Source organism: Streptomyces sp. NPDC005262, from assembly GCF_042872425.1.
Lineage (GTDB): Bacteria > Actinomycetota > Actinomycetes > Streptomycetales > Streptomycetaceae > Streptomyces.
Window position 1 is genome coordinate 108942 of sequence record NZ_JBIAKK010000009.1, and the last position, 24669, is coordinate 133610.

A 24669-nucleotide genomic window follows, 5' to 3' on the forward strand; every position below is an offset into this window, starting at 1 on the left:
AGAGCCCACCCGACATAGCCACCGCCGCGGTCGCGGCCGCGCTCCACACCGGCTACCGGCAGTTCGACGCCGCGGGCGCGTACTTCGACGAGAAGCCGGTCGGCGAAGGGCTACGCCGCTCGGGGCCTGACCGCAGCGAAGTGTTCATCCCGTCTGACGACAGGTACGGCGCGGTGAAGTGACATCTTCAGGCGGATCGCAGGCAGAAGGGGTGTCCGGCCGGGCTGGCGTAGACGCGGCTGCCGGTCCAGGTTTCCGGGTGGACCTCGTCGACGGGACGCAGTCGGGTGGCACCGGCTTCGGTCGCCGTGCGGTCGGCGGTGGCGAGGTCGTCGACGGTGAAGTCGAGGTGCATCTGCTGGGAGGTGCCGTCCGGCCAGTTCGGGGCGACATGCCCCGGGGCCGACTGGATGACGAGCACCGGGAGGCCGGCGGCCCGGATGAAGTGGTGGCTCGGCATGCGGGTGATCGAGTCGCCGAGCAGGCGGTGCCAGAAGGCGCTCTCCGGCTCCACTTCGGCGGCGTCGATGATCACGGAAGTCAGGGTGACGGTCACGGGGGGTCCTTCTTGTTCGAGCCGGTTGGTGCTCAGACGGTCGGGATGATGCCGCCGTCGACGCGGAACTGCGCTCCGGTGAGCCACTTCGCACGCCCCGAGGCGAGGAACGCGATCATCTCGGCGACGTCCTCGGGGTCTCCCGGACGGCCCATCGGGACCTTCAGGTGATCCACGATCTGCTGCTTGACCTCGTCGGCGCTTACGCCTTGCCGGTCGGCCATGTGCTGGAGATGGGCCGTCGCCCCGTCGGTGACGACGAAGCCCGGAAGGACGCACACCACGCGCACCCCGTGCTCGCCCACCTCGGTCGCCAGTTCGCGGCTGTAGGTGTTGAGTGCCGCCTTCGCGGCGGCGTAGGACGCCTCCGCACGCTGCGGGAGTTGGCTGGCGATCGAGGAGACGTGCACGACGACGCCGGAGCCCCGTTCGACCATCCCCGGCACCAGGGCCCGATCCAGGCGCACGGCGCTGAGGAGGTTCATCTCCAGGTCCGCCCGCCAGGACTCGTCCGACCGGCTCAGGGTCGGCGCCGGGGCGCTCGCCGCGCCCGCGTTGTTCACGAGCACGTCCACTCCACCCACGCGGTCGACGACCTGGCGGCCGAGTTCCGCCACGCCCTCCTCCGTCGAGAGGTCCGCCGGAATGAACGTGGCGACGGTGTCCTCCTTCGGCCTGCTCCGGGAGGCCGTCAGCACGGTCGCACCCGCGGCGACGAAGCGGCGGACGGTCGCCTCGCCCAGGCCGCGGCTGCCGCCGGTGACCAGCACCCGAAGCCCGTCCAGTTCCTCATCTGTGATCGGCATGGTGATCCCTCCGTAAGATGAACCTGACTCCGGAAACAATACACAAGCGGAACCGGACTCACTTTATGGAGGTTCTGTTGCCAGCATCACGACCGCTGCGCGCCGACGCGCGCCGCAACCGCGAGGCGCTTCTCTCCGCAGCGCGGGAGGCGTTCCTCGGCGGCGACGCCGACGTCCACGTCGAGGACATCGCCCGCAGCGCCGGCGTCGCCGTCGGAACGCTCTACCGCCACTTCGAGACGCGCGAGGCCCTCATCGAGGAGGTCTACCGCACGGAGGTCGACGACCTGTGCGCCGCACCTTCGGACCTCCTGGACCGATACGCCCCGGACGAGGCCCTGCGGCGCTTCCTGCTGCTGCTCGTGGATCACGCTGCCGTCGGCAAAGGGATGTCCGTCGCCCTGGAGAGCATCATGGCGACGGACTCACCGATCTTCGAGACCGCCCGCACCCGGATGGTGAACGCCCTCACCCAGCTGCTCGACGCGGGCACCGCCGCCGGCACCGTCCGGGACGACGTCACCGGCTCCACCCTGCTGCGCGCCCTGGGCGGCATCTGCGGAATGCGCGCCACCGAAGGCTGGCTGGACGAAGCCCAACAGATCACCGCCCTCCTCTTCGACGGCCTGCGCCACGGTGCCCCGTACGCAACCTGAGCCGGCAGCCGGGTGCTGTGCGGCGCCGGTGAGGCATCACGAGCCCGGTGCCCGGACAGCCGCCGTCGGCGGTGGCCACGGTCGTACCGACGGCGGCCTTCGCGCCGGACTCCGCCCATGCCTTTCAGTCGTTGCGGAGAGCGTGTTCGACAGTGATGCGCTTCGAAGAGTGCCGGTGACGGGCCCTTCGCCCGTTGGTGCTGTGCCGGGAGCCTGCATCCGTATGGACTCGGGCGGCAGCTGCTCACTCTCCGCCCTTCGGCTGGGCGGAAACAACAGGGCACATGACACCGCAGCCTGGGGCCGTCAGTCGGTCACAGCTCGGCCAGAGGCACGTGGCAGCGTGTCCAGTGGACGCTCCAGTCGCCATCGAGCGGGGTGTAGCCGGCTTCCCGCACCCGTTCCGTCGCTTGTTCCAGGTGGCTCCGCAGTTCTTCGAGACTGCCGCTGCCCGGCTCCTTGTTACCGGGATCCAACTCCAGCTGGAGGTACATGACGTGGTCCTCTCCCCGGTGCTCCGCAGTGAACTCGACGGTGTAGCCGTCGCTGCCCTGTCTGTAGATGCACACATAGTGCTGCGTGATCTCGTCCGGATCGAAGCCGTACTGTTCGAACACTTCAATGGTCTCGTACGGCGGGTCCGTGACGACCCACGAGCTGGAGGACCACTGGATCTGCCAAGGGCCGTCCGGGGTCCATCCCTCCATTTCCAGCCTGGCCTGGGCGAGTTCGGAGAGGGTGGTGAGCGTTTCGAACCAATCTCCGTCGGTGTACGAGGTGATGTCGCCGCCCAGGTGATAGGCCGACTCCTTCCCCGTTCCTTCAGTGAAGTCGTCCACGACCGTCAGAACGCAGCCGCCGTCCTCCTGGTACTCCACCTTCGCGTACCGCCGCTTGTTCTCCTCGTCTCCCCAGCGGTTGCCGGGCATGCCAGCACCCGTCCGGGCATCTGTTCCGTCGGCCTCCTCGCCCTCCGCAGATACCGGGCCCGGCTCCCGAGGCCCGACGGGCGCGCGCCGACGAGGATGGAGGCAGACCGACTGCAACCGGGCCTTCCCGATACGGCTGTTGGTCAGCGACTCGGGAACTCGATCGTCCTGGCTGACAGCACGTGCCTGAAGGGGGCGGTCCGCGTTGCGGTAGAAGGCGACGTCGAATCCGCTGTCGAGCCACTGGTCGAAGATCTCGTCAGTTCCTGGCCGGCCGAAGCCGCTCGCCTCGGCCGTGCAGAACAGCGCCCGGGCAGCGTCAAGGCCGATGGTCACCAGACCCGCGCGGCCCGGCTCTGCGAGTGCGGACACGGCGGGTTCGGGTATCGGCTCAGGCTTCTGGGTCTGCCGCCCCATCGGCAATTCGGGGATCGCGTCGGAAATGGGCACGGGCGGTCAACCTTCCGGAGTCGATGGACCCCGGTAGTGCACGTCCGCACCCCGGTGATCTGCGGTTTCCCAACGCACCGCGCGCTGGACTGGTCGCCACCCGGGGCATCCGGCGAGCGGGCTGTCGTCCAGCCTGCCCGGCGTCCCGCCGGGTGCCTTTTTCTTTCTCGTACTGTCGCAGGTCAACGACTCGTAGCGGCTACCAGCAGCCCAGAATCGAGGCCATCGCTACGCTTGCACCCCTGCCCGAGCGCGCGTCATGGCCTTCTCGCGATTGCACAAAAAAACGGTCTTTACTCAGAAGAGGGTAGATCGGAAACGCCCAGCACAAGCGCCGCGGTGAGGATCTGCGGTGGCTTCGTCGACATCAACTGCTGCTGGTCGAGCAGTGCGAGACGCTTTCGAAGGCGTACATCGAGCTCGACAGCCTTGCGGCGGAGGCTCTCGGAGGACTCCTTGGGCTTCTCGCCGCTCCGTTCCTTCTCGGCGGCCGCCGCAGCATCGAGCAGCAACCGCTCGCTCTCCAAGGTCAGACGCTTGGTCACCAGTTCCCGGGTCTTGATCAATTCTGCCAGGCGACGGGGCTGGACCTCGGCCAGGTATTCGGGAAGCTGGTTGGCAATGATCCAGCTGGTTGCCTTGTCCTCAGCATCTGCGAGCCAGGAAAGCCTACATACGATGTCGGTCGCCGCGCCGTTCGGCGCCGCGGCACAGTCCAAGTATGGCGCAGGGCCGGCCGGGTGCACGGTGCCGTGGCTGTCGACGTAGGCGTATGCGAACCGTCGGGCCACCGACTCACCTGTGGCGTCCGTGACCTCCTCGACGACCCCGACGAGGAGGTGCGGTTCTTTCAGGGTGGCCGAGACGAGGACGGTGCCCTGGTTCAGGGCGCCCCCAAAGTTCCGGATGGCTTCGTCGATGACGGCGTCGTGCAGCGGGTGGCCGGGGGCGAGCAGGTCGGTGCGGGCGCGGTCATCAGGCTGAACGTGGTCAAGATCGAAGGTGATGCGGTCGTACCTGGTGGCGATCGGTCCGTTGCCTGCCGATCGGACGTGCTGGGGCACGTTGGCTATCTCGTAACGCCCCTGTTCGCGCTTGACGATTCGGCCACCGAGCCGGGTGAAGGCGTCCTTGAAGTTCGATTCGATGTAGTGCGGCTGAAGACGCCGGGAGCGGGCTTCGTCCATCGTGGCGCGCAGAGCGCGAAGATCGACATCCGAGAGGTGCTCCGAAGCGAGCGCACGCTCGTCCAGAAGGCCCTTGAGGCCGTCTCCGACGGTGGTGTCGATGACTTCGCGCATCCTTTCCTTGACATCGGGCTGCTCACCGTACTGGATGGCATCGAGCAGCAAGTCCCGCAGCGGGGTCTCGGCGAACGCGTCTCCCAGGACATCGAAGACCTTCCCGCCGTACGTCTCGCGCATCTGGTCGAGCTTCTCCAGCAGACGCGTGAAGACCTCGCCCTCGCGAGTGTTGGAGGCGACGAGGTTCCACAGCCGGCATACCTCCTCCTGGCCGATGCGGTGGATGCGGCCGAAGCGCTGCTCGATGCGGTTGGGGTTCCAGGGCAGGTCGTAGTTGACCATCAGGTGTGCGGCCTGCAGGTTGAGTCCCTCGCCGGCGGCGTCGGTGGCCAGCAGAATCTGAACGTCGCGGTTCTTGGTGAACTCCTCGGTGATCTGCCGCCGCTCGACCCGGCGTACGCCGCCGTGAATGGCCTTGACTGCATCGGGCTTGCCCAGAAGCGACCCGACCTTCTGCTGCAGATACTGGAGGGTGTCGCGGTGCTCGGTAAAGATGATGAGCTTCCGAGGCTGGCCATTGGCGTCTGTCACCAGCGCGTGGTCTCGAAGGAGGGCGGACAGCTCGGTCCACTTGCGGTCCGTACCTGCCTCCCGGACCCGCTGCGCCGCCTTCACCAAGGCCCTCAGCTCGGTGAGCTCGACGTTGAGCTCCTCGACCGTCTGCGCCGCCGTCGCGGCATCGAGCAGTTCCTCCTCGGTCTCCTCGATCTCTTTGGCATTGAATTCGTCATTGTCGAAGTCGGCGAGGTCGATGGTGGGCATGCTCTCGCGCCAGGTGCCGTTGAGGATCTCCTGCTTCTTGCGCTCCAGGCGCTCAGTACGCCGCACGAGACTCTTGTAGATCGCCTCGGGGCTGGAGGCCAGGCGTCGCTGCAGAACGGTAAGCGCAAAACCGACAGTGTTTTTGCGCTTACCACCGACGCGATCAGCGCGGTTCATCCCCTCGCGGACATAGTGCGTGACGTCCTCGTAAAGGTCGTACTCAAGTGCCGTGAGCTCGTATGGGACGGTCTCCGCGATGCGCTCGGGAAAGAGCTTCCTGCCCTCGAAGGTGAGCAAGTCTTCCTTGATCATGCGCCGCATGATCCCGCTGACGTCGGCGCTCCTCTCCTGCCTGCCCTCGAACCGGTCACGGTCCAGCAGGGTGAGGAAGAGCTGGAAGTCCTCCTCCTTGCCCGAGTGCGGGGTCGCTGTCATCAGGAGCAGGTGACGAGTGATCTCGCCAAGCATCTCGCCGAGCTGGAACCGCTTGGTCTTCTCCACCTTGCCGCCGAAGTAGTGGGCACCCATGCGGTGCGCCTCGTCAACGACGATCAGGTCCCACTCCGTCTCCTGAAGCTGCGCCTTCAGGTGCTCGTTACGAGAGAGCTGGTCCATGCGGGCGATCAGAAGCGGGTTGGTCTCGAAGACGTTGCGATTGAGCTGAGAGTCGATGAGCTGGTTCGTGAGCAGGTCGAAACGGAGACCGAACTTGAAGAAGAGCTCGTCCTGCCACTGATCGACCAGGCCTCCCGGGGCCACGATTAGGCACCGCTTGACGTCATCGCGCAGCAGGAGCTCCTTGATGTAGAGCCCAGACATGATGGTCTTTCCTGCGCCCGGATCATCGGCGATCAGGAAGCGCAGCGGCATACGGGGCATGAGCTCGCCGTACACGGCGCGGATCTGGTGTGGGAGCGGCTGAACGTCGCTGGTCGCCACGGCAAGCATCGGGTCGAACAGGCCGGCCAGCGAGATCCGCTGAGCCTCGGCGACCAGCTTGAAGTCGCTTGCCTTCGCATCGAAGGCGCGGCTGCCGCTGCGGGCGACGCTCAGCTTGTCCTCATCCTTTCGGAAGACGACCCGCTGGTCGAGGCCGCCCGCGGCGGTCTTGTAGGTCAGCTCGAGTGCGTTCGTACCGTGCCACTGGGCGGCGATGACCGTGACGATCTCCGCCGGTATGAGTCCCTCGATGCGCAAACCCGGCTTGAGCTCCTCGAGCAGCACGTACAGAACCTCCTGGTTGGCAGCCTGCGAACGCTACTCGGACGTTCCGGCGATTTTGCGGTCCCGTCGACTTCGTCAACCGGGGTCGCTAATCTTCGCAGAGGTCATGCGAGTCGGCGGGGGCAATGGAGCGAGAAGAACGTCAGCACCTTCGTGGTGTGGTGGAGGAAGTCAGCGGGTGGCGCAAACTCGCGGCGAGGATCGTCAAGGAACGCGAGCCCGTCGAGGCAGCGGCGGAAGGTGCGGCCAGGCAGTTCTTCGGCCGAGTGACTTCTCTCGGGACCGGCGCCACCACCGCATGGCGCGTACTGCAGCTCGCGCCGTCCGATGCCGACCTGGTGACCTCCCTGGCGAGCCGTCGGGCCCTTCCGGCGCTCACTGCCCATGCCCAACAGGGCATCCACCAGTTGACCGGCGAGGCCAGCCGGGCGCTGACGGCCGTCCGGGCGCTGTTCGGTGCCCGCCGGATATTTTCGGGCAAGAGCCGTAAGGGCGAAGCAGGGCAAGCTGCGGCATACCTGATATCCCTCCACGAATGGGCTGCAAGCACCCCACTCGTCAGCGAGTTGGAAAGCCTGGCAGCATGGGATGGGAAGACTCTCCCCGCAATCGAGCCCTCGACCATCCTCGATGACACGGTCGGCTTCGCCCAGCGCCTCGGCGACCGGGCCGAGCTCGTTGGACGGCACGAACTGGACGTCGCCAAGACCGCGGTCAGCGCGATCGATCAGGCCCTGCAGCGCGAGGACCAGTTCAGAGCGGCAGTCAATGCCGCCGGCAATGCCGTCCGACAGGACGAAACTCGCAAGCTGGTCGCCGAGATGCCCGTCGAGCGGCTCAAAGACGCAACCAGCGGCCAACTGCGGATCACGGCGCTCATCGATGCCGGAATCAGGAACGTGCAGCAGGTCCTCGACCAGAAATCACGGATCCGATCCCTCCCCGGAGTCGGCGAGACGACGGGCAACCGGATGGTCGGCGCCGCGCGAACCATCTGGCAGACCACGCTGGACGAGATGCCGGTCCGGATCGACATCAAGAACCGATCCCGCGCCACCACGCAGCTCCTCAAGACGATGCGCGCTTGGGACGCGGCACGTTCTATCCGCAGCGCGACAGCGGACCTCGCTGCCGCCGACGCGGTTCGGCCGCTCCTCCAAAGCCTTGATTCCAAGACGTCCCACGTGGCTGTCGTCCCCCAGGCCCGGACCGTCGACGAGTTGCGTACCGCGCTGGCGGCCGTCGAGCACCGCGGGGCGCTGCTCAAGGGCGGGGACACCGCCGCAGGCGGTGATCCCTGGGAGGATTTCATCGCCCGCCCGGCCGACTACTACGCGATGCTCGCGGATCTCGGATTCCTGGCCGACGACGCCGAGAAGAGCCAAGGCGACCTACCGACCGAAATCGTCGAGGCGGTCAGGGAACTCAAGCTCGACACCACCCATCTGAAGGCGTCCCTGCGCGGGTACCAGTCATTCGGCGCCCGCTTCGCGATCGTGCAACGCAAGGTCATCATCGGCGACGAGATGGGGCTGGGAAAGACGGTCGAAGCACTGGCCGTACTCGCCCACTTGCGCGCCAAGGGCTCCTCGCACTTCCTGGTCGTCTGCCCAGCCGCTGTCGTGACCAACTGGGTGCGCGAAGCCCAGGCCAAGTCCGATCTGCGAGCGTTTCGCCTGCACGGGCCCGGTCGCGACGATGCCCTGAAGTCCTGGATCCGCAACGGTGGAGTCGCGGTCACCACCTACGACATCCTCGGTTGGCTGGAAGACCGGATCCCCGAACGCGCCCGGCCTGCATGCCTGGTGTTCGACGAAGCGCACTACGTCAAGAATCCGGGCGCCCAGCGAACCCGGCGCTCCACGGCCTTGATCGAGCGCTCGGAACGGGCGATCCTCCTGACCGGCACCCCGCTAGAGAACCGGATCGAGGAATTTCGCAATCTCGTCGGCTATCTCCGGCCAGACCTGTCGATCAGTGCCTCGGAAATCGCTCCTCGCCAGTTCCGGAAGCAAGTGGCGCCGGCCTACCTTCGGCGCAATCAGGAAGACGTCCTCACCGAGCTCCCGGAGCGGGTCGACGTCGACGAGTGGATGCCGATGTCCAACGCCGACGAGCAGCACTACCGAGCGGCTGTCATCGAAGGCAACTTCATGGCCATGCGCCAGGCCGCGCTACGCGCCGGCGCCAAGTCCGAGAAGATGCAGCGCCTCATCGACATCGTCCAGGAGGCAGAGGACAACGAGCGTAAGGTGCTGGTCTTCTCGTACTTCCGTGACGTCCTCGACGAAGTGGCGTCGGTCCTTCCGGGAAAGGTGTTCGGGCCCCTTACCGGCTCCGTTCCCGCCGCGAAGCGACAGAGCATGGTTGACGAGTTCTCCCAAGCCCGTCACGGGGCAGTCCTCATCGCGCAGATCGTGGCAGGCGGCGTCGGACTGAACATTCAGTCGGCATCGGTCGTCGTGATCTGCGAGCCCCAGCTCAAGCCGACGACAGAATGGCAAGCCATCGGCCGCTCCCACAGGATGGGGCAGCTGGAGTCGGTGCAAGTACACCGCCTGCTCTCCGAAGAAGGCGTCGACCAGCGCATCATTGAGATCCTGGCGCGCAAGAACCAGCTCTTCGCGGAGTTCGCCCGCGTCTCCGAAACCGCCGACAGCGCTCCGGAAGCGTTCGATATCACGGACGCTGAGCTGGCACGGGAGATCGTGGCGGCCGAGCGCGAGCGCCTGCTCACAGGCGGCTGACGGACGCAAGGCACGGATTCTGATCGCGAATGATCTGACAGCCGGCGCTCCGCCCCGCGGTAGGTGGTCACCGCAGGGCAGAACCGCGTCGGTCTGCTACAGGGGGAGGAACGGGCTGGGCTTGCCGTGCCAGGAGATGCGCAATGCGTCCCGGGCTCGCGTGGTGGCGACGAAGAGTTGGTTGCGGCTCCGTATCGAGTCGTGATCAAACTGCCTGCTGCATAAGCCGGTGGTGGCCGCCTGCGGGGACTCGCGTGAGAGCATCCGTCCATGAGTAGCGACCTGGAAGTGAGTGCTCTGGCGATCAATGTCACGATCCCGCAGGCGCTCCGCTGGACGGACACTCGACGCGGTGAAGCGTTCACGCTCACCACACTCAACGTCCGGCTTCTCCCGGACGGCAGCCTCGCCGCAAAGGCCTATGGCCGACCCGTCAGTGGTGGTCGGGGCGCATACGTCTCGTTCCCAGTCCCCGACAATCCCGAACTGGCATCCCTGATCGCAGACGCCGCCAGCCGTGCCGGGAGGTTGTGGGCCGCCCATCGTGGTCTCAGCTGAGCCCAGTTCGACTCGATGGCAGACGGTGGCAGTCCCAGATTTCGCTCCCGCGGCGCGGCCGGGGAGGATAGATCTTCTTGCATGACGCGAGTGCAACTGACGGATGACCCTCACGCCGGCGGAAAGGGAAAGGAGTCGCTACGGCCTTACCTGTTACATGGACGACCTGGTCGACACCCCGTCGGCCAATCGGTATGAACAGCTTTCCCTCGCCGACTTCACCCTGCGCGAGGCGGCACATCTGCTCACCGCCCATCACGGCGCTTGGACGGCATCGGCAAGTGGCTGCCCCGCCGACTGCTGAGCGCGGACCCGGTACGTGGCAAGGCTCTGCTGGACGGCCATCAGGCCGTGGCCGATCGCGCCGACCCCGCACCGCTGGCCGCTGCAGCCGAGCAAGTTCTCGATCTGCTCGGCGGACCGCTGCGCGAAGGATACGCACTCCTCTGGCGCACCTGATCCGACGAGCCACACTTCACGCTCTGGGGCGGACGCTCAAGAATTTCGCTCTGAACATTGTCCCGCGACATGCGTGAAGGTCGGCATGCCGAGGTCGGTGGGCCGGGTGACTGTGGTGGCGTCAATCTGTCCGAGCTGGTCACGGGCACCAGCGAGGCCGCGCACCGCCGGTCCGAGCAGGCGCGCCGCTGGTCAGGGCACGACCAGTCAGCCAGCCCAGCGCGTTACGAACATGGGCCTCGCTGCCGACCCGCCCTCGGCAACCACGAACACGCTCGTCAGTCCAGCAGGTTCAACAAGCGGCCGGCCTGTCTTTCTGTAGTCCCTGGCGGGTTCCTCGGCTTGTCACCCTTGTCGAAGGAGAGCAGGAACAGCCAGACCAGGGCGAGGAGCCGACGGCAGTCCTTCAACCGAAGGGATTCAGCTGCCGTCAGCTCGAATTGCTCGAGAAGGGCCTCAACGTCGAGGGGCTGGTCCACCCAGCTGGCCACGTGCTCGGTGATCTCAGCCAGCTCAAAGGCGCGATCGCTGACTCCCGAGTCCTCGAAATCGACGACGCGCACTTCGGAGCCGTCCCACAGGTAGTTCGCGAGATTGCCGTCCCCGGGCCCGAAGACTCGTGGGACGTCTGGCTGACCGGCGGTCTCCATACCCGACTCGGACAACCAGGCCAGGCCGAGGTTCATGGCGCGGCTCACCTCGTCGCTGGCCATGGCCTGAGTCTGCGGCGTCCAAGAGCGAAGTCGAGAAATGAGGTCCTTCTGATGCGCTGGTCGACGAGGGACTGCGACCAGCGCATCAGGCGGCACCGCTGCATAGAGCCTCGACAGCGTCGCGGCCAGCGCCTTGATTTGCCCGTCGTCGAGCGAGCGGCCACGCAAGGGCTCACCAGGCAGCCGGGACATCACCACCGCGGGTTCCGGTGCCTCAAGGTCCGCTTCCCAGGGTTCGGGAGCCAAACCGGGCGCATACCTGGCAAGCAGCTTCAGTGCCCGCCACTCACGCTCAGCTTGCTCGCGATGCTCGCCCCGAAACCGCTTGATCGCGCTACGGGAACCCAACTCGACCCCGTGAGTACTCCACTGTTCAGAGCTCATGGACAGCGATCCTGGCAGGGAACCCCGCTGGTGCGCCGACTGGCCCGGTTCACGAAGCGGCCCGTCTCGCCTCGGTCGGCAAGCGCGCGTCAGCGAGCTGCGACATCCGTGGGTGGCCGACGTCCGGAGCCGGCCGTTCGACGGCCGGCGCCCACGCGCAGCGGGGTCCGGTGCGGAGGTCAGCGCCGGGACCCGCCGATGCGTCCCTCCAGCTGGACCAGCAATTCGCTGAGCTGCGCGCTGAGTTCGCCGCGGGTCCGCTCGTCGAGGCCGGAGAGCACGGCGCGTTCGTACGCCAGTTGCCGTGGCAGCAGCTGGTCGACCAGGGCGCGCCCTCCCTCGGTGAGACGGACGTGTGTGACGCGCCGGTCGCGCTCGTCGCTACGGCGGTCGACCAGGCCACGCTCCTGGAGGATCCGGAGGCGCTTGGTGACGGCCGCGCCGGAGGAGAACGTCTCCCTGGCCAGTTCGCCGGGGGTGAGTTCGCGGTCGGTACGCCGTACGGCGCCCAGCAGGTCGAATTCGGCGCGGGAGAGTCCGGCGGCGCGCAGCGGTGCGTCCTCCGCCTGCTGGAGCAGGGCGGCGCAGCGGTTGATGCGGCCGATGAGTTCCATCGGTCCGGTGTCCAGCTCCGGGTTGACGGCGTGCCACTGCCGTACCACCGAGGCGACGATGTCGTCGGTCACACCGCTCCGATCTCCGGGGCGGGGGCGATCAGCCCCTGCCGTGTTGCTGTCGCCGCGAGCGTACGGTGTCCGGCCTGCTCGGCCGCGAGAATGTGCTCCTCGGGCAAGGCGCGCTGCCACCATTCGCCGGCTGCCGTGTCGCCGGCCTCGCGCAGTTCGACGAGCGATCCGGTGAGCCTGCGGCGGGCGGCGTCGAGGGCTGCGGGCGCGGGTGCCGGGGCGGCGATGGTCTGTACGGCGTGGGCCCGGGCCCGGTCGGTGGCGGCGAGGGCCCGTTCCAGCCGTCCGGTGGCCCGTCGGTTGGTGACGGCCATGGCGGCGAGGATTCCGACGGCGGCGCCGATGACGGTGTCCAGGACCCGGTCGCCGATGAGCTCTCCGGCCGGGTGCGTGCCGCCGAACTCCAGGACAAGGAGGGCCATCGGGGTCACGGCTATGGAACCGAGCCAGTAGTTACGGGTGATCAGGGCCTCTGCGGCGAAGTTGAAGAAGAGGCAGCAGCCGATGAGTGCGAGTGAGCTCGTCCGGGAGACGGGGAGGACCACGGCGAAGACGAGCACACCGAGGAGGTTGCCGAGGGTGCGCTGCAGGGCGCGGTTCCAGGAGAGCGTGACATTGGCCTGGTAGAGGGAGGCGGCGGTGACGATCGCCCAGTAGGGGCGGCCGACGCCGACGGCCATCGAGACATATCCGGCGAGGGCGCAACCGATGAGGGCGCGGGCGGCGATGGGCAGCAGCGGGGAGCCGGGGGCGAGTGCGCGCAGCACCGCCCGGCGGGCGTCGCGTCGGCCTACGGTCCGGCGCGCGGCACGCTCGGCGTCGATCCCGAAGAGCTCCTCGGCGGTGCCGGGCGCGGCCGGCGGGGTGGGGACGGGGCCGCGGGCCCTGGTCTGCCGGGCCCAGGCGCGAAGCCGGTCGGGGCCGGCGACGCGGGCTTGGAGGTCGTGGTCGCCGGTGCGGGTACCAACGGCCGTGGGGACGAGCTCGCCGTCCCGGTCCGCTGCACGGGCGTGGCCGCCACCGTCGGCGTCACCGCCCCGACGCGCGTGGCCACCGGGGTGCGCACCCAGGGCTCCCCGGGCGAGTGCGGCTTCGGCGTGGACGACGAGCCGCTCCAGCTCCCGGCGTACGGGGGTGGGGCGCCCGGCGGCGAGCAGTGTCTGCCAGGCCGTGTGGACGGCGGCGGCCGCGGCGTGCCGGGTGCGGTGCCCCGGGTCGTCCGCGTACGCGGCGGCAGCGGTCAGGGCTCGGGCGGTCGCGCGCCGCTCCGGGCCCTCCCGGCGCAGCAGCGCGGGCCCGACGGTGACCAGCCAGGAGACCGCGCCCGCGGCCACGGTCAGCGCCAGGTGTCCGGGGACCTGGCCGAGGTGCTGCGGGGCGAAGAGTGCGGCCGAGGTGACAAAGGTAAAAATCACCGGTCCGGGCGGTCCGATGCGGGTGGCGTCGCAGAGCACCTTCTGCCCGGCCGCGAGAAGCGCGCCGACGGCGATCAACACGGCCGTCGAGTCGGTGAGTGATGCTGTGACCAGGGATACCGCCATACCGATGAGCATGCCGACGACGACTCCGGCGACGGTACGGGCGCGGCGGGCGTACGGAAGGCTGTGGCCGTACAGGGCACAGAGCGAGCCGGCCATCGTGTACATCACGAGGTCGAGCCGGCCGAGGGCGAACAGCGCGAGATTCGGTACGGCGGAGGCGACGACCACGCTCAGCGCCGGCTTGAACCACATGTCCGAGGGTCGGGCCAGGCGCAACGGGCCGACCAGGGGAAGTCTGCGGACGGAGGAGGGCTGCCGGGTACGAAGGGTTGAATCGCTCACCAAAACACTTTAGCAGATATTACACTCGTAAAACACTTCCGCGCTGGCCCCGCTCCCCCGCCGGCCATAACGTGCGAGAACACGCACCTCCACGCGTCCACGCAGCGGCAGAGGGAACAGAGGAAACGCAATGAAGCTCACCGAACCGGTGTCCGGTGGCCCCTGCTGGGTCGAGCTCAGCACGCCCGACATCACGGCAGCCAAGGCGTTCTACGCGGCGCTCTTCGGATGGCGGTCCGAGACCGACCCGCGCGAGGAGGCCGGCGGCTACACGCTGGCGCACCTCGGTGATGAGCGCGTCGCCGCACTCAGCCCCGTCTATCAGCCGGGCCAGCCGCCGGCCTGGACGGTGTCGTTCGCCACCGAGGACACGGACGCCACGGTCGACAAGGTGACGGCGACAGGCGGCTCGCAGCTGGTCGGCCCGATGGACGTCTTCGACCAGGGGAGGTTCGCGGTGGTCGCGGACCCGACCGGCGCGGTGTTCTCGCTGTGGCAGGGCCGCGCCTTCGCGGGCGCCGACCTGCTGAACGAGCCGGGCGCGCTCGGCTGGGTCGAACTCGTCACCCGAGAGGCCGATACCGCCCTCTCCTTCTACCCGGCGGTCTTCGGCTGGACGGTCACCGCGTCGGAAACGTACCCGCAGTGGGGCGTGGACGGCGCCGATTTCGGCGGCATGCTGGTGATGGACGACAAGTTCCCGCCCGAGGCACCGCCGAACTGGCTGCCCTACTTCGCGGTGACCGACGTCGACGCGACCGCGGCCACCGCGCAGGGCGCGGGCGGCGAGCTGATGATGCCGCCGACGAGCGTCCCCGGCGGCCCACGGATCGCGGTGGTGCGTGACCCGCAGGGCGCGGTCTTCGGCATCTACCTGGCAGGCGAGGAAGGCTAGGGCTGTCCGTCGGATCACGGGCGGGACCGGGGCCGTCACCCGGATCCGTCTCCGGCCGGTGCGGCTCCGTCCATGCCGGGGGCCCGCCGCTGGAGTCGCTGGACACGGAGCGCCGGGCCAGACTGATCGCGACGCCCACGGACCGGCGCACCCACCGGTTCGACATCCGTCCGCACGGCGCCGGCCGAACGGTCCTCCTGGAGTGCAGCTGATGTACGAGAGCGATGCCGGCCTGCTCGCCCCCGGGCGGGCCGGCTCCCCCGCCGAGGCCACCACCGGCGACAGCGCCTTCCTTCAGGCGATGCTCGACGCCGAGGCCGCGCTGACCCGCGCCCAGTCCGCCTGCGGACTCGCCCCCGCCGCGGCAGGGCCTGCGGTGACGGAGACAGCGGACGCCGACCGCTTCGACGTACGCGATCTGGCGCTGCGGGCCCGCTCCGGCGGCAACCCGGTCATCCCGCTGGTCGTGGACCTCACGGCGGCGGTTCCCGAGGACGCCCGGCCTTATGTGCACCGGGGTGCGACCAGCCAGGACATCCTCGACACGGCCGCGATGCTGGTCGCCTCACGGACGCTGGCAACGATCCTCGACGATCTGGAGCGGGCGGCGGGCGAGGTGGCACGGCACGCGGCCACGCACCGCGACACACAGATGGCGGGGCGCACGCTCACCCAGCACGCCGTACCGACGACGTTCGGACTGAAGGCTGCGGGGTGGCGTGCGCTGATCCTCGACGCCCGGGACCGGCTGAGTGCGGTACGGGCGTCGCTGCCCGCCCAACTGGGTGGCGCGGCAGGAACACTGGCGGCCTTCGCCGCCTTCTCCGCTCCCGCCGCCTCGCCCACCGCTCAGGAGGACACCGAGGAGCAGGAGGACACCGACGGGCGGGGGGAGGTCGACCTGCTCGCCCTGGTCGGCGCCTACGCGCGCGAACTCGGGCTGGCGGAACCGGTGTTGCCCTGGCACACGCTTCGTACCCCGATCGCCGATCTCGCCGGTGCGCTCGCCTTCACCGCGGGCGCTCTCGGCAAGATGGCCGCGGATGTGCTCACACTCTCCCGCACCGAGATCGGCGAGGTCGAAGAGGAAGAGGGCGGCGATTCGTCGGCCTTGCCGCACAAGGCGAATCCCGTGCACGCCACGCTGATCGCGGCGGCTGCCCGCCGCGCCCCGGGCCTGGCGGCCACTCTGTACAGCTCGCTGGCCGCCGAGGACGAGCGGCCCGCCGGGGCGTGGCACGCCGAGTGGGAGCCGCTGCGCGAATTGCTGCGGCTGGTCGGCGGCGCGGCGCGCGACGGCGCCGCACTCGCGGCCGGGCTGCGGGTCGTCCCGTACACCATGCGGGAGAACCTCCAGCTCACCGACGGACTGATCGTCTCGGAGCGACTGGCTGCCGTGTTCGCCGACCGGATCGGCCGGGCGCGGGCCAGGGAGGTGCTTGCGGCCGCGGCGGACCGGGCTCACTCCGAGACGACGGACCTCGCCGATGTGCTCTTCGACGTCGTGCGCGAGGAACCCGGGCTCGCCGGCCTCGATCTGGCGGAACTGACCGACCCCACCCGGTACATCGGGTCCGCGGGCCCCCTCACCGACCGGGCACTGGAACGCCGATGACTCCGCCGCCCGACCCTGCCGAGCCTCGGTGACTGCACACCGGTCCGGGCGATCACCACGCTGCCACCGCTAACGGTTGTCAGGACGGGCATCCCGACCGGCGGCGACGCTCGCCGCGTCGCCCCGGATCCGGGCATGGATGTGCATGTCGTGCCACCCGTCTGCGTGCAGATGCCCCCGCCGCCGGGTGCCCTCCAGCGCGAAGCCCGACTTGGTCGCGACGCGGCAGGACGCCTCGTTCATGACGGAGTGGGCGAGTTCCAGACGCTCGAAACCGACCTCGTCGAAGGCCCAGCGCGCCACGGCGGCCACGGACCTCGGTGCGACGCCCTGCCCGCGGGCGGCGGGCAGGGTCCAGTAGGCGCATTCGGCCTGTCCGATGCCCAGCATCAGCGAGCGGAGCGAGATCCGTCCGAGCAGTTCCTCGGCTCCGTCCGGCGCACCGTTCCTCGGGCGGACGACCGCCCAGTGGACACCGGTCTCGGCGTGCCAGGCGTCCTGCCACTGCTCGATCCAATCGCGGGCCTCGTCCCCGGAGTCGGCCCGCCGCAGGTGCCAGCGCTGGATCGCCGGATCCGAGAAGGCGGCGAGAACGGCGGGTGCGTCGGTGCGCTCCCACGGTCGCAGGAGCAGATCGCCGGCGACCGGCAGGGCGGGCTGCGCACCTTCCGCCAGACGGCCGGAAGGGATGTGGGGCGGCACCAGGTAGGGCATGTCCGTCATCGTCCCACCGGGTGGCGTCCCTCCCGGGCAGCGGCCGTGCGGCCGTCCCGGGGACAAGCCTCCGCCCGCACCCCCGTATACATGTGTACGGGGCGCGGGCGGTGCGTGTCGTGCGGAGGGACGCCGGTCAGCCGAGGCCGCGGGCATCCTGCTTGAGGGCGGTGTCCACGGTCAGTGCCGTTGCCACGACGAGGCTCAGCAGCGGCTCGGGCAGCTGGTAGTGGATCTGCAGCACGTAGTTGTCCGCCGTCGTGAACAGCGTCTTCGCGAGGCCTTCCCAGGTCTTGGTGATCCGGGCGATCTCCGCGTCGTTGTGGTCGACGATCGCGAAGTTCCAGGCGCGCCAGTTCTCCGCCTTGATGGCACCGACCTTCTGACCGTCGACCATGATGGCGAAGTTGATCTTGCCGATGGCGTTCTGCTGGACGATCTCGCCGACGGGGCTGCCGTCCGGGCGCTGCACGACGACCCGGGACTTGATGAACTTCGCCGGGCGGGTCAGGAGCAGCTGCGGCTGACCGTACGCGTCACGGATCTCGAGCTTGTGGGTGAGGTACTGGTCGATGCTGGAGACGAACCGCAGCACCTTGCGCAGCGCGCTCTGGCCGACCTGGATGACCGAGCCGATCGTGTTGCCGTGCTGGTCGAAGACGCTGTACTCGTTCGTCACCTCGATCAGCTTGGCCTTCTGGTTCACGACCAGGACCTGCTGGTTGAAGAGCGAGGCGCCGCCGGGGACACCACCCTGCTGAGGCTGCGCCACCTGCTGAGGGGCGAACTGCTGCGGCGCGGCCTGCGGCTGAGCGGGGACCTGCTGATACCCGGGGGCGGCCTGCTGCTGGGGAACCTGCCCCTGGGCCGGCGCCTGCGGCTGCTGTCCCCCGGCCGGGTTGGTGTGCTCGGTCCACTGGGAGCCGTCCCAGTAGCGCAGCAGCTGGGGCGCGCCATGAGGGTCCGGATACCAGCCCGCAGATACGTTCGAGTGCATTGTCACCGGGGCACACTATCCCGCCGGTCCGACAGCGGAAGTGTCTACTGCCGGATCCACAGCCACCCCATACTTCTTGAAACTTCACACACCGATACGATGTCGGTGATGACCAGGCTCGGCGAACGGCCCCACGCACGGCGCGGTGACGTCCGTGTGTCCGCCGTGCTCGGCTGGGTGTTCGCCCTGCTCGCCGTGGTCTCGTGCTGTTCGCTCGCCGAGACCGGCGCGGCCGCGCACCACGTCATGACCGCGACGACGACCGCGACTGCGACCCCCACTCCGGTCACGGCTCCCGGCACGGCTCCCCCGCCGACGGCGCGCATCGTCGTCGTGGCCGAGGCTCCGGGCGGCAGGGGCGCCGGCAGTTCCTGCCACGGCACCTCGGAGCATGCGACACCCGTCGTCCTGTCCCCCCAGGCCGCCCCCGTCGCGCTCCCCACCTCGACGGTCACCGCACCGGAAGGCCGGCTCACAGGTGCCGCCGGTATCCGCGGCCCGTCCAACGATGCCGGTGGCGCCGTCGACCGCCTCCGTCTCCAGGTTCAACGGACCTAGAAGCAGGCCCGGTTCTTCCGCCTGCCCACTTTCCGTACATCGTGTTGAACCCGAGGACTCCCCATGACTTCCGCCAAGAAGCAGCACAACCCTGCCGCCGCGCGCCGCGCCAAGCTGGAGGAGGCCCGCCGCAAGGAGCGGGCCCGCGAGCGCCGCAGCCGCGTCATCACCATCGCCGCATCCATCGCCGTCGTCGCCGGACTCGTCGCGGGCGGCGGCTATCTGATGTCCGCCGCCGACAAGCAGGACCAGGCCGAGGAGCAGGCCAAGTCCTCCCCCGTCCGGGGCGAACGGAGCTGGGACGAACTCACCCAGAACCACGTCCGGAAGAAGGTCGACTACCCGATGAACCCGCCGGTCGGCGGCGACCACAACCCGGTGTGGATGAACTGCGACGCCGACGTCTACACCGCGCCGGTCCCGAACGAGAACGCCGTCCACTCGCTGGAGCACGGCGCCGTCTGGGTCACGTACAACGAGAAGGCGAAGCCCGACGACATCGCGAAGTTCGCCGAACGCGTCGCCAGGACGCCGTACTCGCTCATGAGCCCGGTGAAGGACCAGGACGCCCCGCTGATCCTCAGCGCCTGGGGCAAGCAGGTCACGGTGAAGAGCGCGACCGACGCACGCGTCGCGCAGTTCTTCACCAAGTACGTCCAGGGGCCGCAGACTCCGGAGCCGGGCGCCGCGTGCACCGGCGGGATCGCCCGGTGACGTCGTCGGTACGCACTCCGTGGCGGATGGGTGCGGCGGGAGCTGCGGTGCTGCTGCTGGCTCTGGGGCTGGTCGCGCTGACGTTCGTACGCCCGACCTCGTCGTCCGCCCCACAGGAGGCGAACCGGGCAGCCGTGCCCGCGGACACCTCGGTCGATGTGGGGTTCGCACGTGACATGTCGATCCACCATCAGCAGGCGGTCGAGATGTCGTTCGTCGTCCGTGACCGGACGGCCGACGAGGACGTGCGCCGGCTCGCGTACGACATCATCAACACCCAGGCCAATCAGCGCGGCATGATGCTCGGCTGGCTGGACGTGTGGGGCCGCGCCAAGAGCTCGAGCCGCCCGCCCATGGAGTGGATGGGCCACCCGGTCGAGCCCAGGAGCGACGGTTCGCTGATGCCGGGCATGGCGACCGACACCGAGCTGGACGCACTGCGGGCGGCGAAGGGCAAGGACGCCGAGGTGATGTATCTCCGGCTGATGACCGCGCACCACCGGGCCGGTGCGGAGATGGCACAGGCGGCGGCCGCCGGGGCGGGCACCGACGAGATCAGGAACCTGGCGGCGGGCATGGTCCGTGGCCAGCAGTCGGAGATCGCGCTGATGGCGGACATGCTCGAGGAGCGCGGCGCCACGACCTGAGCCGGACGGTCCGAGCTCGGTGGTCCCGCACGCAGGCGACCACCGAGCCGGGTCCGGAGCAGGCTCCGGACCGTACTGACGTACGGCATCGCATAGGCTCATCAGCGATATGAAGAGCAACCTCACGACGCTGGGGCCCAAGGCCGACAAGGACACCGTGCGACGGAGCAACCTCAGCCTGGTGCTGCGCGCCGTCCGTGACGAGGGCGACCGCGAGGCGACCAGGGCCGGGGTGGCCGCGCGCGTGGGGCTGACCCGTGCCGCCGTGTCCTCGCTGGTCGAGCAGCTGCTCGACAGCGGGTTCCTGACCGAGTCGGGCAAGACGTTCAGCGGCCAGGCCGGGCGCCCCGGCACCGCACTCAAGGTGGCGCGCACCGGCCCCGCCGGGCTCGGTGTGGAGGTCAACATCGACTACGTGTCGGTGTGCGTCGTCGATCTGGCCGGCACCGGCCGGGTCCGGCTGACCGAGCACCTCGACAACCGGGGCGCACCACCCGCCGAGGTGCTGGCGCGGGCCGCCGGGATCGCGGCACGCACCCTGGAATCGGCGGCCGAGCAGGAGCTGTTCCCGGTCGGGGTGGCGCTCGCACTGCCCGGTCTGGTGTCCGGCGGCGCGGTGCGCCAGGCACCCAACCTGGGCTGGAACCAGGTTCCGGCCGAGGAACTCTTCGCGGCCTCGCTGGCCGCGCTGCGTCCCGGCCGCACGGAACTGCCGGTGAGTTCGGAGAACGAGGCCAATCTGGCGGCGCTGGCCGAGCTCTGGTTCGGCGGCCTCGACGAGGTCCGCAGCTTTCTGTACCTGACGGGTGAGATCGGCGTCGGCGGCGCCCTGGTCATCGACGGTGAACTGCTGCGCGGTGCGCACGGGTTCGCCGGGGAGATCGGGCATGTGGTGGTCGACGCGGACGGGCCGGAGTGCCGGTGCGGTTCGCGTGGCTGCCTGGAGCAGTACGCGGGGCAGTCGGCCCTCCTGCGGGCGGCCGGGATCGAGGAGACCGGCCGCGGCGGCGGGGTGGCCGAGCTGGAGCGGCGCACCCGGGCCGGGGACGAGCGGGCCGTGGCCGCGGTGGCCGATGCCGGCCGGATGCTGGGCCGGGTGCTGTCCGGGGCGGTGAATCTGCTCGACCCGGACGCGGTGGTGCTCGGCGGGATCTACCGGGGCCTGATGCCGTGGCTGTCGGCGCCCGCCGACGAGGAGCTCACGGGCAGGGTGGTGTCCGGGCTGTGGTCCCGGAGCGGCGGGCGGCTTCGCGCCTCGTCGGTCGCGGGTGACGCCGCGCGGGGTGCGGCGGCGCTGGTGATGCAGGACGTGCTGGCCGACCCCGCGACGTACGCGGCGAAGGCGGCGGGCTGACCACGGGGTAGGTGCGGGTGGCGGGCCGGACCGAGGTGTTCGGCCGCCGGACCTGTCCGGCGGCCGCGCCCTGGCGTCAGCGGACCCCGAGCAGGTGGTCCAGCGCCAGCTGGTCCAACGCCTCGAACGCCATGCTGCGCTCCGCCGCCGCGGTGACGTCGAAGTCCTCGTACGCCGACCGATCGGCCAGCAGCCCCGCCACGCCGTCCTCGGCGGTGGGCAGGGCCAGCTCGTCGAGCCGGGACGCGCGCAGTGCCTCCTGGACGGCCGGGTCGGCCCGGAAGGCGGCGGCCCGCTCCTTGAGGATCAGGTAGTTGCGCATGCAGCCGGCGGCCGACGCCCAGACCCCGTCGTAGCCCTCGGTCCGCGGCGGCTTGAAGTCGAAGTGGCGCGGGCCCTCGTAGTCGGAGGTCTCCAGGAGGTCGACGAGCCAGAACGCCTGGCGCAGGTCGCCGGCACCGAAGCGGAGGTCCTGGTCGTACTTGATGCCGGACTGGCCGTTGAGGTCGATGTGGTAGAGCTTGCCGGCCCACAGGGCCTGCGCGATGCCGTGCGGGAAGTTCAGCCCGGCCATCTGCTCGTGGCCGACCTCCGGGTTCACGCCGTACATCTCCGGGCGCTCCAGGCGCTCGATGAACGCGAGGGCGTGGCCGACGGTGGGCAGGAGGATGTCGCCGCGGGGCTCGTTCGGCTTCGGCTCGATCGCGAAGCGCAGGTCGTAGCCCTGCTCGACGACGTACTCGCCGAGGAGGTCGAAGGCCTCCTTCATCCGGTCCAGCGCCACCCGCACGTCCTTGGCGCCACCGGACTCCGCGCCCTCGCGGCCGCCCCACGCCACGTACGTGGTGGCGCCGAGCTCGACGGCGAGGTCGATGTTGCGGATGACCTTGCGCAGCGCGTAGCGGCGCACCTCGCGGTCGTTGGAGGTGAAGCCGCCGTCCTTGAACACCGGGTGGGTGAACAGGTTCGTCGTCGCCATGGGCACGACGAGACCGGCCGCGTCCAGCGCCTGCCGGAACCGCTTCACGAGGCCTTCGCGCTCGGTGTCCGTGGAGCCGAACGGGATCAGGTCGTCGTCATGGAAGGTCACACCGTACGCACCGAGCTCCGCGAGCCGCTGGACGGATTCGACCGGGTCGAGCGCCGCGCGGGTCGCGTCGCCGAACGGGTCGCGTCCCTGCCAGCCCACCGTCCACAGACCGAACGTGAATCGGTCTCCCGGGGTGGGCGTGAAGCGTTCCGTCATCGTCTGACCACCTTCGGTGCAGTCGGGTCCGCAACCGATCGAGGTCGTCGAACCCCTATTTGTTCAGTGTCATGATTAATCTTGCACGGCACCCCTCCGCGCCGTAACCCCTCGTCACCCATCGCGTCCGCGAATCGAGGGACGCCCCTGGTCCGAACGCCCGCGATCGCGTAATTTGTTTTCAGCACGACCAAATCGTTCACACCTGTGCCCACCAGCACACCTGTGCATCCACACCCGCACACCCGCACCGCGAGAATGAGGTAACCCATGCCGCCGCGTACCGTCGTCATCGGCGTGGACAGCTCCACCCAGTCCACCAAGGCGGCCTTCGTCGACGCCGCCACCGGCCGGCTCCTCGCCGTCGGACGTGCGCCGCATGTCGTCACAGGTGAGGCGGGGGCCCGCGAGACCGACCCCGAGGTGTGGTGGCAGGCGCTGCGCGCCGCCGTCGCCGTCGGGCTGAAGGAGTCCGGCGTATCCGCCACGGACGTCACCGGCATCGCGGTGGCCGGTCAGCAGCACGGCCTGGTCGTCCTCGACCGTGCGGGCCGGCCGTTGCGGCCCGCCCTGCTCTGGAACGACACCCGCTCCGCCCCGCAGGCCGCCGCCCTCACCGCCGCACTGGGCGGTGCGGATGCCTGGACCGCCCGCACCGGATCGGTGCCGGTGGCTTCCATGACGGCCTCGAAGTGGCAGTGGCTGCGCGAGAACGAGCCGGAGACCGCCGCCGCGACCGCGGCGATCCGCCTCCCGCACGACTTCCTCACGGAACGGCTGACGGGCGTGGCCGTCACCGACCCCGGCGACGCGTCGGGCACCTGCTGGTACTCCACCGCCACCGGTGCGTACGACCCCGAACTTCTCGAACTGCTGGGCCTGGACGCCACGTTGCTGCCCGAGGTCGCCACGACCGGAGCGGCGCGGGCCGGTTCGCTGACCGCCGAGGCGGCACAGACGCTGGGGCTGCCGGCCGGAATCGCCGTGGCGGCGGGCACCGGGGACAACATGAGCGCCGCGGTCGGCCTCGGTCTCGGCGGCGCCGGACTGCTGGACCATCCCGTACTGAGCCTCGGTACCTCGGGTACGGTCTTCGCCGCCTCGGAGACCCGGCCCGCATCGGCGGCGCTCTCCGGTTTCGCCGCGGCGGACGGGACGTACCTCCCGCTGGCCTGCACGCTCAACTGCACGCTCGCCGTGGACAAGGTCGCCGCCCTGCTCGGCCTGGACCGCAACGACACGGCACCCGGCGGCGAGGCGGTGCTCCTCCCCTACCTCGACGGCGAACGCACCCCCGACCTGCCCACGGCCTCCGGCCTGCTCACCGGCCTCCGGCACGACACCACCCCGCAGCAACTTCTCGGCGCCGCCTACGAAGGCGCGGTCGTCACCGTGCTGCGCGCCCTCGACGAGCTGCTGCGGGCCTGCGGGCTCGACCCGGCCGACCCCGAGGTGGCCGCCCGGCCGCTGCGTCTGATCGGTGGCGGCGCGCAGGGGCAGGCCTGGGTGGAGACGGTACGACGGCTCTCCGGGCGCCCCGTCGTCGTGCCCGGCAGCGGCGAACTGGTGGCGCTGGGCGCGGCCGCACTCGCCCAGGCGGCGGCCACCGGCCAGGACCCGGTCGCGATCGCCGCCGCGTGGGACACCGGTGACGACACCCAGCTGCCGCCCGTCGAAAGGGACACGGAGACCTGGGAGCGGGTCGGCTCGGTCCTGGAGCGGGCCGCGGAGCCGCTGCTGGGCGGGGTCAAGTAGCGCGGCGACCCCGCGCGTTCACCGGGTTGAGCCGCCCCGGTCGCGCATGTGTCATCAAGCGCGGACGGGCATGACTGCCGGTTTGGGAATGCCATGTGATCTTCACTAGTATCCGGC

General features: G+C 69.6%; 20 protein-coding genes and 3 pseudogenes. 11 read left to right on the forward strand and 12 right to left on the reverse strand.

The window, feature by feature from the left end; genetic code table 11:
* Positions 1–187: 187 nt before the first annotated feature.
* Positions 188–556 (reverse strand): VOC family protein, encoded by a 369-nt coding sequence (locus ACFYP5_RS22710; RefSeq protein ID WP_389038900.1) that lies wholly within the window; start codon positions 554–556, stop codon positions 188–190.
* A gap of 32 nt (positions 557–588) precedes the next feature.
* Positions 589–1362 carry an oxidoreductase gene (locus ACFYP5_RS22715; RefSeq protein WP_389038903.1) on the reverse strand — a complete coding sequence of 258 codons (774 nt, stop codon included), beginning with the start codon at positions 1360–1362 and terminating at the stop codon, positions 589–591.
* Between the two features lie 77 nt (positions 1363–1439).
* On the opposite strand from ACFYP5_RS22715, the gene ACFYP5_RS22720 reads away from it, so the two are divergent.
* On the forward strand, positions 1440–2018 hold the full coding sequence (locus tag ACFYP5_RS22720; protein ID WP_389038906.1) for a TetR/AcrR family transcriptional regulator: 579 nt from the start codon (positions 1440–1442) through the stop codon (positions 2016–2018).
* Positions 2019–2040: 22 nt separating this feature from the next.
* On the opposite strand, the pseudogene ACFYP5_RS22725 reads toward ACFYP5_RS22720, so the two are convergent.
* The 3 genes and pseudogenes from ACFYP5_RS22725 to ACFYP5_RS22735 form a co-directional block, all read right to left on the reverse strand.
* Positions 2041–2142 (reverse strand): annotated as a pseudogene (locus ACFYP5_RS22725) (IS5/IS1182 family transposase); the annotation flags it as partial.
* 190 nt (positions 2143–2332) lie between these two features.
* Positions 2333–3397 (reverse strand): hypothetical protein, encoded by a 1065-nt coding sequence (locus ACFYP5_RS22730; RefSeq protein WP_389038908.1) that lies wholly within the window; start codon positions 3395–3397, stop codon positions 2333–2335.
* Positions 3398–3690: 293 nt separating this feature from the next.
* Positions 3691–6687 carry a helicase-related protein gene (locus ACFYP5_RS22735; RefSeq protein WP_389038911.1) on the reverse strand — a complete coding sequence of 999 codons (2997 nt, stop codon included), beginning with the start codon at positions 6685–6687 and terminating at the stop codon, positions 3691–3693.
* A gap of 158 nt (positions 6688–6845) precedes the next feature.
* On the opposite strand from ACFYP5_RS22735, the gene ACFYP5_RS22740 reads away from it, so the two are divergent.
* Positions 6846–9434 carry a DEAD/DEAH box helicase gene (locus tag ACFYP5_RS22740; RefSeq protein WP_389038914.1) on the forward strand — a complete coding sequence of 863 codons (2589 nt, stop codon included), beginning with the start codon at positions 6846–6848 and terminating at the stop codon, positions 9432–9434.
* 96 nt (positions 9435–9530) lie between these two features.
* On the opposite strand, the pseudogene ACFYP5_RS22745 reads toward ACFYP5_RS22740, so the two are convergent.
* Positions 9531–9620: pseudogene (locus tag ACFYP5_RS22745) on the reverse strand (DNA helicase); the annotation flags it as partial.
* 84 nt (positions 9621–9704) lie between these two features.
* On the opposite strand from ACFYP5_RS22745, the gene ACFYP5_RS22750 reads away from it, so the two are divergent.
* Both ACFYP5_RS22750 and ACFYP5_RS22755 read left to right on the forward strand, forming a co-directional pair.
* Positions 9705–9992: a hypothetical protein gene (locus ACFYP5_RS22750; protein ID WP_389038916.1), complete on the forward strand. Its 288-nt coding sequence runs from the start codon at positions 9705–9707 to the stop codon at positions 9990–9992.
* 109 nt (positions 9993–10101) lie between these two features.
* Positions 10102–10451, forward strand: a pseudogene (locus ACFYP5_RS22755) (nucleotidyltransferase domain-containing protein); the annotation flags it as partial.
* A gap of 278 nt (positions 10452–10729) precedes the next feature.
* On the opposite strand, the gene ACFYP5_RS22760 reads toward ACFYP5_RS22755, so the two are convergent.
* The 3 genes from ACFYP5_RS22760 to ACFYP5_RS22770 all read right to left on the reverse strand — a co-directional run bounded on the left by ACFYP5_RS22760 (position 10730) and on the right by ACFYP5_RS22770 (position 14057).
* The gene (locus tag ACFYP5_RS22760) at positions 10730–11548 is read right to left on the reverse strand and encodes a phosphotransferase family protein (protein ID WP_389038918.1); all 819 of its coding nucleotides are present in this window, start codon (positions 11546–11548) and stop codon (positions 10730–10732) included.
* Between the two features lie 179 nt (positions 11549–11727).
* Positions 11728–12234, reverse strand: coding sequence for a MarR family winged helix-turn-helix transcriptional regulator (locus ACFYP5_RS22765; RefSeq protein WP_389038920.1), 507 nt, complete (start codon positions 12232–12234; stop codon positions 11728–11730).
* The gene (locus ACFYP5_RS22770; RefSeq protein WP_389038922.1) at positions 12231–14057 is read right to left on the reverse strand and encodes an FUSC family protein; all 1827 of its coding nucleotides are present in this window, start codon (positions 14055–14057) and stop codon (positions 12231–12233) included. Before ACFYP5_RS22770 ends, ACFYP5_RS22765 begins: the two co-directional genes overlap by 4 nt.
* 130 nt (positions 14058–14187) lie before the next feature.
* Between ACFYP5_RS22770 and ACFYP5_RS22775 the strand changes: the two genes are divergently transcribed.
* Positions 14188–14952, forward strand: a complete 765-nt coding sequence (locus ACFYP5_RS22775) for a VOC family protein (protein ID WP_389038924.1) — start codon at positions 14188–14190, stop codon at positions 14950–14952.
* Between the two features lie 211 nt (positions 14953–15163).
* Positions 15164–16567: a 3-carboxy-cis,cis-muconate cycloisomerase gene (gene pcaB, locus ACFYP5_RS22780; RefSeq protein WP_389038927.1), complete on the forward strand. Its 1404-nt coding sequence runs from the start codon at positions 15164–15166 to the stop codon at positions 16565–16567.
* Positions 16568–16636: 69 nt separating this feature from the next.
* Here the strand turns inward: pcaB and ACFYP5_RS22785 are convergent, their stop codons facing one another.
* A complete protein-coding gene (locus ACFYP5_RS22785) occupies positions 16637–17281 on the reverse strand; it encodes a GNAT family N-acetyltransferase (RefSeq protein ID WP_389039281.1) in 645 nt (214 codons plus the stop codon).
* Between the two features lie 136 nt (positions 17282–17417).
* Complete coding sequence (locus ACFYP5_RS22790; RefSeq protein WP_389038929.1) at positions 17418–18284, reverse strand: phospholipid scramblase-related protein; 867 nt, start codon at positions 18282–18284, stop codon at positions 17418–17420.
* A 102-nt stretch (positions 18285–18386) separates the two neighbouring features.
* Here ACFYP5_RS22790 and ACFYP5_RS22795 point away from each other — a divergent pair, with 102 nt between their 5' ends.
* From ACFYP5_RS22795 to ACFYP5_RS22810, 4 genes are all read left to right on the forward strand, one after another.
* On the forward strand, positions 18387–18836 hold the full coding sequence (locus ACFYP5_RS22795; RefSeq protein WP_354393165.1) for a hypothetical protein: 450 nt from the start codon (positions 18387–18389) through the stop codon (positions 18834–18836).
* 63 nt (positions 18837–18899) lie between these two features.
* Positions 18900–19550 carry a DUF3105 domain-containing protein gene (locus ACFYP5_RS22800; protein WP_389038932.1) on the forward strand — a complete coding sequence of 217 codons (651 nt, stop codon included), beginning with the start codon at positions 18900–18902 and terminating at the stop codon, positions 19548–19550.
* 26 nt (positions 19551–19576) lie between these two features.
* The gene (locus ACFYP5_RS22805) at positions 19577–20197 is read left to right on the forward strand and encodes a DUF305 domain-containing protein (protein ID WP_389039284.1); all 621 of its coding nucleotides are present in this window, start codon (positions 19577–19579) and stop codon (positions 20195–20197) included.
* A gap of 109 nt (positions 20198–20306) precedes the next feature.
* Positions 20307–21551 (forward strand): ROK family protein, encoded by a 1245-nt coding sequence (locus tag ACFYP5_RS22810; protein WP_389038934.1) that lies wholly within the window; start codon positions 20307–20309, stop codon positions 21549–21551.
* Between the two features lie 76 nt (positions 21552–21627).
* On the opposite strand, the gene xylA is transcribed toward ACFYP5_RS22810, so the two are convergent.
* Positions 21628–22797 (reverse strand): xylose isomerase, encoded by a 1170-nt coding sequence (xylA, locus tag ACFYP5_RS22815; RefSeq protein WP_389038937.1) that lies wholly within the window; start codon positions 22795–22797, stop codon positions 21628–21630.
* Between the two features lie 270 nt (positions 22798–23067).
* Between xylA and xylB the strand changes: the two genes are divergently transcribed.
* Entirely contained in the window at positions 23068–24552 is a 1485-nt protein-coding gene (xylB, locus tag ACFYP5_RS22820; protein ID WP_389038940.1) for a xylulokinase, read from the forward strand.
* Positions 24553–24669 lie beyond the last annotated feature (117 nt).

Bases quoted from the DNA above. Each gene is read 5' to 3' on its own strand.
- ACFYP5_RS22800 (WP_389038932.1), top strand. From the start codon at position 18,900: ATGACTTCCGCCAAGAAGCAGCACAACCCTGCCGCCGCGCGCCGCGCC.
- ACFYP5_RS22715 (WP_389038903.1), bottom strand. From the start codon at position 1,362: ATGCCGATCACAGATGAGGAACTGGACGGGCTTCGGGTGCTGGTCACC.
- ACFYP5_RS22760 (WP_389038918.1), bottom strand. From the start codon at position 11,548: ATGAGCTCTGAACAGTGGAGTACTCACGGGGTCGAGTTGGGTTCCCGT.
- ACFYP5_RS22775 (WP_389038924.1), top strand. From the start codon at position 14,188: ATGAAGCTCACCGAACCGGTGTCCGGTGGCCCCTGCTGGGTCGAGCTC.
- ACFYP5_RS22795 (WP_354393165.1), top strand. From the start codon at position 18,387: ATGACCAGGCTCGGCGAACGGCCCCACGCACGGCGCGGTGACGTCCGT.
- ACFYP5_RS22750 (WP_389038916.1), top strand. From the start codon at position 9,705: ATGAGTAGCGACCTGGAAGTGAGTGCTCTGGCGATCAATGTCACGATC.
- pcaB (WP_389038927.1), top strand. From the start codon at position 15,164: ATGTACGAGAGCGATGCCGGCCTGCTCGCCCCCGGGCGGGCCGGCTCC.
- xylB (WP_389038940.1), top strand. From the start codon at position 23,068: ATGCCGCCGCGTACCGTCGTCATCGGCGTGGACAGCTCCACCCAGTCC.
- ACFYP5_RS22785 (WP_389039281.1), bottom strand. From the start codon at position 17,281: ATGCCCTACCTGGTGCCGCCCCACATCCCTTCCGGCCGTCTGGCGGAA.
- ACFYP5_RS22805 (WP_389039284.1), top strand. From the start codon at position 19,577: ATGGGTGCGGCGGGAGCTGCGGTGCTGCTGCTGGCTCTGGGGCTGGTC.
- xylA (WP_389038937.1), bottom strand. From the start codon at position 22,797: ATGACGGAACGCTTCACGCCCACCCCGGGAGACCGATTCACGTTCGGT.
- ACFYP5_RS22810 (WP_389038934.1), top strand. From the start codon at position 20,307: ATGAAGAGCAACCTCACGACGCTGGGGCCCAAGGCCGACAAGGACACC.